The following is an 11954-nucleotide window of genomic DNA, read 5'->3' as shown; positions in this document are numbered from 1 at the left end:
CAACAGGCCAAGGGTCGCCACATGCGTTATGATCTGCCACAGGTGCGCGGCACCCTGACCCCGAACAAGGACCTCTCGACCCTCACATGGTTGCGCGTGGGCGGACCGGCAGACTGGCTGTTCCAGCCCACTGATGTCGCGGATTTGCAGGCGTTCATGGCCGCACTCCCGCCCGAGGTGCCGGTCTTTCCCATGGGGGTTGGCAGCAATCTGATCGTGCGCGACGGGGGCTTGCGCGCTGTCGTGATCCGGCTTGGGCGCGGGTTCAACGGCATCACCGTCGAGGGTGAGACCGTCACCGCGGGGGCCGCCGCATTGGATGCGCATGTGGCACGCCGGGCGGCGGATGCGGGTGCCGATCTGACCTTTCTGCGCACGATCCCCGGCTCGATTGGAGGGGCGGTGCGGATGAATGCGGGTTGCTATGGCAGCTACACCGCGGACGTATTCGGGGGGGCGGAGGCGGTGCTGCGCGATGGCAGCCTGATCCGCCTTGGCCCCGATGACATGAATTTCCGCTATCGCCAGTCCGATCTGCCCGAGGGTGCGGTGCTGACCTCGGTCACGTTGCGTGCGCCTTTGGCCGAGGCGGCGGTGCTGCATGCGCGGATGGAGGATCAACTGGCCAAGCGCGACGCGACCCAACCCACCAGGGATCGCAGTGCAGGTTCGACCTTCCGCAACCCGGCGGGCTTTTCATCGACGGGCCGCGCGGATGACGTGCATGACCTTAAGGCGTGGAAGGTCATTGACGACGTGGGCCTGCGCGGTGCCATGCGCGGGGGGGCGCAGATGAGCGAGAAACATTCCAACTTCCTGATCAATACCGGAGGTGCCACCGCAGCCGATCTTGAAGGATTGGGCGAAGAGGTGCGGAAAAAGGTTTACGATTCCAGTGGTATCACGCTAGAATGGGAAATTATGCGCATAGGTGAACCGGGGCAGTAAAAAACCGGCACTATGGGCAAGGCGGGCCGAACATAAAAATCAAATATCGGCGATAACCAATGAGGGCCCGAAAACGGGCTCCGAGACGAGAGGCACATGGCGGGTCAGTCGAGCAGGACGTCCCAAAAAGTGGTTGTATTGATGGGTGGCCCCTCGGCTGAACGCGAGGTGTCCCTGTCCAGCGGGAAACCCTGCGCAGCCGCCTTGAGGGACCGGGGATATGAGGTGGTCGAGGTCGATGCAGGCCCCGATCTCGCTTCTGTTCTTGCATCCGAAAAACCAGTCGCGGTTCTGAATTGCCTGCATGGGCGGTGGGGTGAAGACGGCTGCGTGCAGGGCATGCTCGAATGGCTGGGCATTCCGTATTCGCATTCCGGTGTGCTGTCCTCGGCGCTGGCCATGGACAAGCAGCGCACCAAGGACGTCTATATCGCCGCCGGTCTGCCTGTCGTCAAAAGCATCATTGCGCCCGCCTCAGACGTGCGTGCGCGCCACGTGATGCAGCCCCCTTATGTGGTCAAGCCCAACAATGAGGGCTCAAGCGTTGGTGTCTATCTCGTGCATGAGGCGGCCAATGGTCCCCCGCAACTCAGCCTCGACATGCCTGCCGATGTGATGGTCGAAGCCTTTGCGCCGGGGCGCGAGTTGACCACGACCGTGATGGGCACGCGTCCGCTCGGTGTGACCGATATCATCACCAACGGCTGGTATGACTATGATGCCAAGTACAAGATGGGCGGGTCGCGCCATGTGATCCCTGCCGATGTGCCCACCGAAATCACCGAGCTTTGCCTTGATTATGCGGTTCGCGCCCACAACGCCCTGGGTTGTCGCGGTGTCAGCCGCACCGATTTCCGGTGGGATGAGGACAAGGGCGCGGACGGGCTGATCCTGCTGGAAACCAACACGCAGCCGGGCATGACGCCCACATCCCTGACCCCGGAGCAGGCGCTGGCCGCGGGCATTTCCTTTGGTGAGCTGTGCGTGTGGATGGTGGAGGACGCCTCATGCCATCGTTGAACCGCCGCCGTAGCCCCAAGGCCGACCCGGCCCCCTCGCGGTGGTCTTACCGGATGCAGCGGCTGATGTTGACGCCGCTGTTCCGCCTGACCTTGCGGGCAGGCTTGCCCTTTGCGGTCTCACTTGGGGCGGCCACGTGGTTCCTGTCGGATCCGGACACCCAGGCCGCAATCCGCGACACGGTCGCCGAGACGCGGGCCAGCATCGAGCAGCGCCCCGAATTCATGGTCAATCTGATGGCCATTGACGGGGGTGACCCGGAACTGGCCGATGCGATCCGCACCGCGATCCCGCTGGATTTCCCGATTTCGTCTTTTGACCTCGATCCGGCTGCGATGCGGGCGCGGATCCTTGAAATGCCGCCCATCCGCGAGGCGAGCGTGCGCATTCGCCCCGGCGGTGTGCTGCAAATCGATCTGATCCCGCGCGTGCCTGTTGCGATCTGGCGCACGCCCGAGGGTCTGACACTGATCGACGAAAGCGGTGTGCATGTTGGCCCCATCGCGCGCCGTGGTTTGCGGCCCAACCTGCCTGTGATTGCAGGCGACGGTGCCCCGGCCCATGTGCACGAGGCGCTGACGCTGGTGCGGGCCGGGGCCCCGTTGGGCAATCGACTGCGCGGCCTTGTCCGTCTTGGCGATCGGCGGTGGGACGTGGTGCTGGATCGCGACCAGCGCATCATGCTTCCGGTCGAAAACCCGGTGGGGGCGCTTGAACGCGTGATTGCCCTGCACGGTGTGGACGAAGTCCTCAGCCGCGACATCGCCCGCATTGATCTGCGTCTGACAGGCCGCCCGACCGTGCGCATGAACACGACCGCCACCGAAGAATGGTGGCGTATCCGACAGTTGAATTCCGGGACCGAGTGACAGTTATGACCGATCTATATGACAGCCAACGCAGCATGCGGAACATGCGCAAGATCGCGATGCAGCGGGGGGTTGTCGCCATTCTGGACGTGGGCAGTTCCAAGATCGCCTGCCTTGTGCTGCGCTTTGATGGCACCACCAAACTGGGCGAAGAGGGCGAGATCGGGTCATTGGCCGGGCAGTCGGGATTCCGGGTCATCGGCGCGGCCACCACCCGCTCGCGCGGGGTTCGTTTTGGCGAGATCTGCGCGATGCAGGAGACCGAACGTGCCATTCGCACTGCCCTGCAAGCAGCCCAAAAGATGGCAAACATCCGTGTTGATCATGTGATCGCCTGTTTCTCTGGGGCCGAGCCGCGCAGCTATGGTCTGGACGCGCAGGTCGATCTGGAAGGGCAGGTGGTGTCAGAACAGGATGTGGCCCGTGTCTTGTCGCAATGCGATGTGCCGGATTACGGCGAAAACCGCGAGGTGCTGCACGCGCAGCCGGTGAATTTTGCGCTCGATCACCGCTCGGGCCTGTCGGACCCGCGCGGGCAGTTGGGTAATGCGTTGGCCGTGGACATGCACATGCTGACGGTGGATGCGCCCGCGGTGCAGCATCTGGCCCATTGCGTGAAACGCTGTGATCTGGAGCTCGCCGGGATTGCATCCTCGGCCTATGCGTCCGGGATTGCTGCGCTGGTTGAAGATGAGCAAGAGCTTGGCGCGGCCTGTATCGACCTTGGTGGCGGTTCTACCGGCGTGTCGATCTTTATCAAGAAACACATGATCTATGCGGATGCGGTGCGCATGGGCGGCGATCACGTGACCTCGGATATTTCGATGGGCCTGCAAGTGCCCACGGCCAATGCCGAACGGATCAAGACATTCTACGGCGGCGTTCAGGCCACGGGCATGGATGACCGTGAGATGATCGAGATCGGTGGGGATACCGGTGATTACGAACATGACCGTCGCACAGCCAGCCGCGCCGAGTTGATCGGGATCATGCGTCCTCGGGTCGAGGAAATTCTGGAAGAAGTCCGCGCCCGTCTGGATGCCGCCGGGTTTGACCACCTGCCAAGCCAGCAGATCGTGCTGACGGGCGGGGGCAGCCAGATCCCCGGCCTCGACGGGTTGGCCAGCAAGATTTTGGGCCAGCAGGTGCGCCTGGGCCGTCCGCTTCGGGTGCACGGACTGCCGCAAGCCGCCACGGGGCCGGGATTTGCCAGCGCCGTGGGCCTTGCGCTGTTTGCGGCCCATCCACAGGACGAATGGTGGGATTTCGATATCCCGCATGATCGCTATCCGGCGCGGTCGCTGCGCCGGGCTGTAAAATGGTTCCGGGACAACTGGTGAGCGCAATATCTGGATGTTCGGTGGACATAGAGTGAACGACAGCAAGAATTTGCCCATATTTTGCGGTAAATCCGCGTTTTAAGGGTGACGTTGGGGCCACAAAACAGTAGGATTGTGGGAATTTAGGCACAAAAACACCCGCGAATGCGGCAAACCAGACAGGCGGACTGATCCATGACCTTGAACCTATCGTTGCCCGGACATGACGAGCTGAAACCACGCATCACCGTGTTTGGCGTCGGTGGGGCAGGCGGGAACGCCGTCAATAACATGATTGAAAAACAACTGGATGGCGTCGATTTCGTCGTTGCCAACACCGATGCGCAGGCGCTGCAACAGTCCGCCGCGACGAACCGGGTGCAGTTGGGGATCAAGGTCACCGAAGGCCTCGGGGCCGGGGCGCGCGCCTCTGTCGGGGCCGCGGCGGCCGAAGAATCAATTGAGCAGATCGTCGATCATCTGGCGGGTGCGCATATGTGCTTTATCACCGCTGGCATGGGCGGGGGCACCGGCACAGGTGCCGCGCCGATCATCGCCCAGGCCGCCCGCGAGTTGGGTGTGCTGACCGTCGGTGTTGTGACAAAACCCTTCCAGTTCGAAGGGGCCAAGCGGATGAAGCAGGCCGAAGACGGTGTCGATGCCCTGCAAAAGATGGTCGATACGCTGATCATCATTCCCAACCAGAACCTGTTCCGTCTGGCCAATGAAAAGACGACCTTTACCGAGGCGTTCTCGATGGCTGACGATGTGCTTTATCAAGGCGTCAAAGGCGTGACCGACCTGATGGTCCGTCCGGGCCTGATCAACCTCGACTTTGCGGACGTGCGTGCCGTGATGGACGAGATGGGCAAGGCGATGATGGGCACGGGCGAGGCGGACGGCGAAGATCGCGCGATCCAGGCCGCCGAAAAGGCAATCGCGAACCCGCTGCTGGACGAAATCAGCCTGCGCGGTGCCAAGGGCGTTCTGATCAACATCACCGGCGCTCACGATTTGACCCTGTTCGAACTCGACGAAGCGGCCAACCGCATCCGCGAAGAGGTCGATCCGGACGCCAACATCATCGTCGGTTCGACGCTGGACACGGCGATGGAAGGCATGATGCGCGTCAGCGTGGTTGCCACGGGCATCGACGCCAGCGACGTACACTCCGAAATGCCGGTGCCGCGCCGGTCGATGGCTGCACCATTGGCGCAATCGGTCGCGGCCGAAGCGCCCGCACCCGCTGCACCGATGGCAGAACCGGCATCTGCTCCCGTGGCCGCAGCCGCCGAAGAGCCATCGCTGTTTCAGGAACTTGATGTGAACGAGGCCGCCGCACAGGACATGGCCGAGGATATCTTTGCGGATGACACACCCGTCGCTGCCGAAGATGACCTGCCACCCCCGGCCTATCAGCCGCAAGTTGCCGCGTTCGAACCAACGCCCGAACCTGAAATGCAGCCTGCTGAAAACTTCGTCGCACCGCGCGCGCCGGCCCCCGGCACACCATCGCCCGAGGCGTTGGCCCGTCTGCGCGCCGCCACGCAAAAGGCCGCACCCGCACCGCAGCCCGCCCCGGCGGCACAACCCAGTGCGGAAAAACCGCGGTTCGGCATCAACTCATTGATCAACCGGATGACGGGCACGCCCGAAGGGGCTCCTGCGCCCGCGCCGACGCGCCAACAGCCGCCCGTTCAGACTCGTGGGGCGGCTCCGGCCCCTGCGCCTGCGCCTCAACCAACCGAGGCTGTAGACCCGGAACAGGAGCGGATTGAAATTCCGGCCTTCCTGCGGCGCCAAGCCAACTAAATTTTGGTCACGAACAAAAGAGAGGGTCGCCAAAGGGCGGCCCTTTTTCCGTTTATAAACAATGGTTTGTATTTTCGTGCGCGTTATGTCGCCTTGATATGTTGCACATGTTTCAGACCGTTGCAAAGATTGAGTTGAGTGTTTTGCTGCACCGCAATAACTGTCAGTCAGTCAGAAATTGCGAGTGGGTGGGTCCAGTGCAAGCGACAGTCAAAGGGCCAGTGAGTTTTACAGGGTGCGGCTTGCACTCGGGTAAACCTGCGCACCTTACGATTCGTCCGGCCACCGCCGAACATGGGATCTGGTTTCGCCGGACAGACATCGAAACCGGCGACACGATGATCCCCGCGCGCTATGATGTGGTCCACCAATCCCCCCTTTGCACGACGCTTGTGAACGATGCTGGCGTGTCCGTTGGTACAGTCGAACATATAATGGCGGCCCTCGCAGGCTGCGGCGTGCACAATGCATTGGTCGAAGTGAATGGCCCCGAGGTTCCGATCCTTGATGGGTCAGCTGTGCCGTTTGTGCGTGGCATCATGCAGCGCGGCCTGCGCCGTCTGGGTGCCCCGATCCGGGCCATCGAAATTCTGAAATCCGTGACCGTGACGCAAGGGGATGCAACTGCGACCCTCGCCCCGACGGACGTGATGCGCATCGATTTCCATATCGATTTCGAGGACAGCGCCATTGGCCGTCAGTCCAAGTCGCTGAACATGTCCAATGGTAGCTTTGCGCGCGAGTTGAGCGACAGCCGTACCTTCTGCCGTCAGGATGATGTTGAGCGGATGCAGGCCAGCGGTCTGGCTTTGGGTGGTGCGCCCGGTGTGAACGCGGTCGTGTTCAACGGCGACCGCGTGTCGAGCCCCGGCGGTTTGCGCCATTCGGACGAACCCGTGCGCCACAAGATGCTGGACGCGTTGGGAGATCTGGCGCTGGCCGGTGCCCCGGTGATCGGTCACTACACAGGCATCTGCGCAGGGCACACGCTGACCAATCAGTTGTTGCGCAAGGTTTTTGCGACCCCCGATGCGTTCCGGATGGTGACCTGTTCGGACAAACAGGCGGCAATGCTGCCCGGTGCAGGCCTCGTTTGGGACGAGATTCCGGCAGTTGCCTGAACGAGGGCGAAAACGTCATTTTATCCTTGGTTATGTTTGTGGTACAGACAGGCAAACAGCCTGGAACAGGGCGATGTTGAGCGTTTCTTGGGGGTAGCAGGGTATGATCGGCGGTAAATCCTTTTTCCGGTTCACGATGATCCTAGGGGTCACGGCAATGTTGTCCGCGTGTGGGGGCGGCAGCGATCGTCCCACGACGGGCAGTTTCTTCAATCGCCAGGAGGTGCCGCTAGAAACCTTCGCGGCCGAGCAGATCTTTGAGCGTGGTGAGTTCGAACTGGAGCAGGGCAATCCGACCGAGGCGGCCTTCTATTTCTCCGAGATCGAGCGGCTTTATCCTTATTCTGACTGGGCGCGCCGTGCGCTGGTTATGCAGGCCTTTGCGCATCACCGAGACAAGGATTATCCCAACAGTCGGTCCGCCGCACAGCGGTTCATCGACTTTTATCCCGATGATGATGACGCCGCCTATGCGCAATATCTGCTCGCGCTCAGCTATTATGATCAGATCGACGAAGTGGGCCGGGATCAGGGTCTGACCTTTCAGGCGCTCCAATCCTTGCGCGAAGTGATCGAGCGTTATCCCGACAGTGAATATGCGAAATCCGCGATCCTGAAATTCGACCTCGCCTTTGATCATCTTGCGGGCAAGGAAATGGAGATCGGACGCTATTATCTGCGTCGTGACAACTTCACCGCCGCCATCAATCGGTTCCGCGTGGTGGTCGAGGATTTCCAGACCACCAGCCACACGCCCGAGGCGCTGCACCGCTTGGTCGAAAGCTACCTGTCCCTTGGCCTCACAGATGAGGCGCAAACCGCTGGTGCGATCCTTGGCTACAACTATCAGTCGACGGACTGGTACGAGGACAGCTTCAGGCTGCTGACCGGGAAGGGCCTGAAACCGCGGGTGCGCGGCAATGGTTGGCTGGCGCAGGTTTATCGTCAGACGGTCCAGGGTCGCTGGCTGTAAACAATGGGGCGGGTGTCTGCCACCTGATGGGCTGAACAGATGCTGCGCGGGCTTGATATCTCGGACATGTTGATCATTGACCGGTTGGAGCTTGTGTTCCAGCCCGGTCTCAACGTGCTGACGGGAGAGACCGGAGCGGGCAAGTCTATCCTTTTGGATTCGCTTGGCTTTGTGCTTGGATGGCGGGGCCGGGCCGAACTGGTGCGGCAAGGGGCCAAACAGGGCGAGGTGACGGCGTGGTTTGACCTGCCTGACGGCCATCCGGCCCATGCCGTGCTGGAGGAGGCGGGGCTGCCCACCAGTGACGAATTGATCCTGCGCCGCGTGAATACCGCAGATGGGCGCAAGACGGCTTGGGTCAACGACCGGCGTTGTTCGGGCGAGGTGCTGCGCGCCCTGAGTGAGACGTTGATTGAATTGCATGGCCAGCATGACGATCGCGGCCTGCTGAACCCGCGCGGTCACCGTGCGATTCTGGACGACTTTGCGGGTCTTGGGGCTGCCCGGTCCCGCACCCGTCAAACATGGCGTGCCATGGGCGAGGCGAGGAAAGCCCTTGCCGCAGCCGAGGCCGAGATGGAGGCGATCCGCGCCGAAGAAGAGTTTTTGCGCCATGCGGTTGCCGAGTTGGATGCGCTGGATCCACAAGCCGGGGAAGAGGCCGAACTCGACACCCGCCGCCGCATGATGCAAGGGGCCGAGCGCATCCGCGAAGATGTCCAGCGTGCGCAACAGATCCTTGGGCAGGGCGGGGCGGAGGGTGCGCTGAGTGACGCCTTGCGCTGGCTTGACGGGGTGGCAGAGCAGGCCGAGACCCAGCTTGACGCCCCGCTCGCCGCCTTGGCCCGTGCGATGGTCGAAGTGGATGAAGCCAGTGAGGGGATCGCCCGCGCCCTTGATCAGATGTCGTTCAACCCCAGTGAGTTGGAGGATGCGGAGGAGCGCCTGTTTGCGATCCGCGCCCTGGCGCGCAAGCACGGCGTGGCCCCGGATGATCTGGCCGTCTTTGCCGATGGGTTGCGCACCAAGCTGGCCGCCCTCGACGCGGGCGACGCCGATCTGGGTCGCTTGCGGTCAGAACTGCGCAGCGCCGAACATACCTATGATGCCGCCGCCCGCACTTTGCATGAGGGTCGCACCAAATCCGCCAGGGCGCTTGACAAGGCGGTCATGGCCGAGCTTGCCCCGCTCAAGATGGAGCGGGCGGTGTTTGCGACCCAAATCACCGAAGAAACACCCGGTCCCGATGGGCGTGATGCGGTCGCCTTTACCGTGGCCACCAACCCCGGTGCACCTGCGGGGGCGCTGAACAAGATCGCCTCGGGCGGCGAACTCAGCCGCTTCCTGCTGGCGCTCAAGGTGTGTCTGACACGCGAGCAGTCGGGCCTGACGATGATCTTTGATGAAATTGACCGCGGGGTGGGCGGGGCCACGGCGGACGCGGTGGGGCGGCGGCTGGCATCGCTGGCGCAGGGCGGGCAGGTTCTGGTTGTCACGCATTCACCACAAGTGGCCGCCCTTGGCGCACATCACTGGCGGGTGGAAAAGCAGGTGGCGAAGGGCATGACCACATCGCGCGTGGTGCCGCTGGCCGATCCCGACCGTATCGACGAAATCGCGCGTATGCTGGCGGGTGACACGATCACGGATGAGGCGCGCGGGGCCGCCCGCGCCCTGCTGAGTGGTTAAGGCAACGCCACAGGCCGCGCGACAAAACGCGGGCTATCGCCGCCTCGGGACTTGCCCTAAGACGGAACGGTAAATGTCATTGCGATCCGCGCCCCATGTCCCCTTTTCAGCGCCCCATCTTTGCCAAACAGCTTGACCATGCGCTCAGCGCATTTCGCGATGGCTGGCATGTGCTGCGCCAACGCGGCCCAAGTCAGATCCAGTTCTGGTTCATCGCCCTTGCCATCGGGATAGCGGCCGGTTTTGCCGCGCTGTTTTTCCGCAAAGGGATCGAGGCGTTGCAGGCCTGGCTATACGGGACGGAGGACGTGCAATACCTGCACAGTTTTGCCTCGTCGCTGCCGTGGTATCTGGTGCTGATCATCCCGATCATCGGGGGGCTGGTGGTGGGGGTGGTCCTGCACAAATTCACGACCGACGGGGTGGCCCGATCTGTGGCTGACGTGATCGAGGGCGCTGCCTTGCGCGATGGCCGGGTCAGCACGCGGGCCGGGGTGGCTTCGGCCTTTGCGAGTTTCATCACATTGTCCTCGGGTGGTTCCACGGGCCGGGAAGGGCCGGTGGTGCACATCGCTGCCGTGATTTCGACCAAGGTGTGCCGCTGGATCAAGGCGGATGGGATTACGGGGCGGGACCTGCTGGGATGCGCGGTCGCCGCTGCGGTCTCGGCCAGTTTCAACGCGCCCATCGCCGGGGCGCTCTTTGCGCTTGAGGTGGTGTTGCGCCACTTTGCGGTCCACGCCTTTGCGCCCATCGTGATTGCGGCGGTGGCGGGAACAATCATCAACCGGCTCGAATTCGGGGACGTTACCGAGTTCATGCTGCCCGAGGCGAACGAATTGGTATTCTATCAGGAACTGCCCGCGTTTCTGTTGCTTGGCCTCATGTGTGGGCTGGTCGCCGTAGTGCTGATGCGCGCGATCTTCTGGACGGATGATGTCGGCTCCGCCTTGCAAGCGCGCACGGGGCTGCCCCGGTGGTTGCGGCCCGCGATTGCTGGGGCGTTGTTGGGGGGGCTTGCGATATTCTATCCCCATATCATTGGGGTCGGGTACGAGACCACGTCGTTGGCGCTGACCGGAAAGCTGGCACTGAACGAGGTGGTGGTGTTTGTTATTCTCAAGACGGCAGCGGTGGCGATCACCATGGCGGGCCGCATGGGGGGCGGGGTGTTCTCGCCGTCATTGATGATCGGGGCGTTGTCGGGGCTTGGCTTTGGCCTCGTGGCGACCAGTATTTTCCCGGAAGTGTCGGGGTCCGTCACGCTTTACGCGCTGGCGGGGATGGGGGCGGTCGCGGCGGCGGTTCTGGGTGCGCCGATTTCCACGACGCTGATCGTGTTCGAACTGACCGGGGACTGGCAGACGGGCCTTGCTGTGATGGTTGCGGTGTCGATGTCGACCGCGCTGTCGTCGCGGCTGGTCGATCGCAGTTTTTTCCTGACCCAGCTTGAGCGGCGGGGCGTGCATCTGGCCGCCGGGCCGCAGGCGTATTTGCTGGCGATGTTCCGGGTCAGTGGCGTCATGCGCAAGATGAATGACGCGCGCGCCGCGGATGAGGCCAAGTGTTGGGAGATGATTGGCGACGGGATCTATGTGGATGCGACAGCAACGCTTGAGGTGGCGCTGCCAATCTTTGATCGCACGATGATACGCTTTGTTCCGGTGGTGACGCTGACGGGGCAGAACGCAGCACCCGAATTGCGCGGCGCATTGTTCCATGTGGATGCGCTCAAGGCGTATAACCGGGCGCTTGCGGCCACAGCGGCCGAGGAACACAGCTAGGCCCGATGCGCGGTCTGTTTTGCTGACGCAAAAGGCACCCGCCCACCGACCCTTCCGTCAATTGCATGTCAGATCTGTTCGACCGCGATACCGTTGCCAACGTAAAACGCGAGATGGTCCTTGATCCGGGCAACACCCTCATTGGGGCTTTCATAGCTCCAGACCATATTTTCCAGCGTTTGTGATTTTGTCACCACCGAGAAATAGGCTGCATCTCCCTTATGGGGGCAATGTGTCGTCTTGTCGGTGCGGTCCAGAAAGGCCATCGCGATATCATCGCGCGGGAAATAGATCACAAACGGATAATCACCCTCGGTCAGTTCAAGGGCCTGCGTGCTTTCGCCCAAGACAGCCCCGCCCGCGCGCACAGTCCATGTGCCGGGTGCTTTGCGGATCGTGATATGATCAGCCATGAGGTC

10 protein-coding genes are annotated in these 11954 nt (G+C 62.4%); 9 read left to right on the top strand and 1 reads right to left on the bottom strand.

Annotated features, from left to right (window positions below):
* The first annotated feature begins 21 nt into the window (after positions 1-21).
* The 9 genes from murB (at position 22) to Q0859_RS06415 (ending at position 11535) form a co-directional block, all read left to right on the top strand.
* Entirely contained in the window at positions 22-948 is a 927-nt protein-coding gene (gene murB / locus Q0859_RS06455) for a UDP-N-acetylmuramate dehydrogenase (RefSeq protein ID WP_299148814.1), read from the top strand.
* Between the two features lie 96 nt (positions 949-1044).
* Positions 1045-1968 carry a D-alanine--D-alanine ligase gene (locus Q0859_RS06450; RefSeq protein ID WP_299148812.1) on the top strand — a complete coding sequence of 308 codons (924 nt, stop codon included), beginning with the start codon at positions 1045-1047 and terminating at the stop codon, positions 1966-1968.
* Entirely contained in the window at positions 1956-2837 is an 882-nt protein-coding gene (locus tag Q0859_RS06445) for a cell division protein FtsQ/DivIB (protein ID WP_299148810.1), read from the top strand. The genes Q0859_RS06450 and Q0859_RS06445 overlap by 13 nt, the downstream gene beginning before the upstream one ends.
* Before the next feature lie 5 nt (positions 2838-2842).
* On the top strand, positions 2843-4177 hold the full coding sequence (gene ftsA / locus Q0859_RS06440) for a cell division protein FtsA (protein WP_299148809.1): 1335 nt from the start codon (positions 2843-2845) through the stop codon (positions 4175-4177).
* 174 nt (positions 4178-4351) lie between these two features.
* Complete coding sequence (ftsZ, locus tag Q0859_RS06435) at positions 4352-5968, top strand: cell division protein FtsZ (RefSeq protein WP_299148807.1); 1617 nt, start codon at positions 4352-4354, stop codon at positions 5966-5968.
* Between the two features lie 197 nt (positions 5969-6165).
* Complete coding sequence (gene lpxC, locus Q0859_RS06430; protein WP_299148805.1) at positions 6166-7089, top strand: UDP-3-O-acyl-N-acetylglucosamine deacetylase; 924 nt, start codon at positions 6166-6168, stop codon at positions 7087-7089.
* A gap of 136 nt (positions 7090-7225) precedes the next feature.
* Complete coding sequence (locus Q0859_RS06425; RefSeq protein ID WP_299148946.1) at positions 7226-8062, top strand: outer membrane protein assembly factor BamD; 837 nt, start codon at positions 7226-7228, stop codon at positions 8060-8062.
* A 39-nt stretch (positions 8063-8101) separates the two neighbouring features.
* Positions 8102-9751, top strand: coding sequence for a DNA repair protein RecN (gene recN / locus Q0859_RS06420; RefSeq protein ID WP_299148803.1), 1650 nt, complete (start codon positions 8102-8104; stop codon positions 9749-9751).
* Positions 9752-9846: 95 nt separating this feature from the next.
* Positions 9847-11535, top strand: a complete 1689-nt coding sequence (locus Q0859_RS06415) for a chloride channel protein (protein ID WP_299148802.1) — start codon at positions 9847-9849, stop codon at positions 11533-11535.
* A gap of 68 nt (positions 11536-11603) precedes the next feature.
* Here the strand turns inward: Q0859_RS06415 and Q0859_RS06410 are convergent, their stop codons facing one another.
* The gene (locus Q0859_RS06410; RefSeq protein ID WP_299148801.1) at positions 11604-11948 is read right to left on the bottom strand and encodes a DUF427 domain-containing protein; all 345 of its coding nucleotides are present in this window, start codon (positions 11946-11948) and stop codon (positions 11604-11606) included.
* Positions 11949-11954 lie beyond the last annotated feature (6 nt).

The organism is uncultured Tateyamaria sp., from assembly GCF_947497045.1.
Taxonomy (GTDB): domain Bacteria; phylum Pseudomonadota; class Alphaproteobacteria; order Rhodobacterales; family Rhodobacteraceae; genus Tateyamaria.
Note: the sequence above shows the minus strand (reverse complement) of the source record. Positions and strands in the feature narration are given on the sequence as shown.

Coding starts and splice junctions, on each gene's coding strand:
- murB (WP_299148814.1), top strand. CDS start 22: ATGCGTTATGATCTGCCACAGGTGCGCGGCACCCTGACCCCGAACAAG.
- Q0859_RS06450 (WP_299148812.1), top strand. CDS start 1,045: ATGGCGGGTCAGTCGAGCAGGACGTCCCAAAAAGTGGTTGTATTGATG.
- Q0859_RS06445 (WP_299148810.1), top strand. CDS start 1,956: ATGCCATCGTTGAACCGCCGCCGTAGCCCCAAGGCCGACCCGGCCCCC.
- ftsA (WP_299148809.1), top strand. CDS start 2,843: ATGACCGATCTATATGACAGCCAACGCAGCATGCGGAACATGCGCAAG.
- ftsZ (WP_299148807.1), top strand. CDS start 4,352: ATGACCTTGAACCTATCGTTGCCCGGACATGACGAGCTGAAACCACGC.
- Q0859_RS06425 (WP_299148946.1), top strand. CDS start 7,226: ATGATCCTAGGGGTCACGGCAATGTTGTCCGCGTGTGGGGGCGGCAGC.
- recN (WP_299148803.1), top strand. CDS start 8,102: ATGCTGCGCGGGCTTGATATCTCGGACATGTTGATCATTGACCGGTTG.
- Q0859_RS06415 (WP_299148802.1), top strand. CDS start 9,847: ATGTCCCCTTTTCAGCGCCCCATCTTTGCCAAACAGCTTGACCATGCG.
- Q0859_RS06410 (WP_299148801.1), bottom strand. CDS start 11,948: ATGGCTGATCATATCACGATCCGCAAAGCACCCGGCACATGGACTGTG.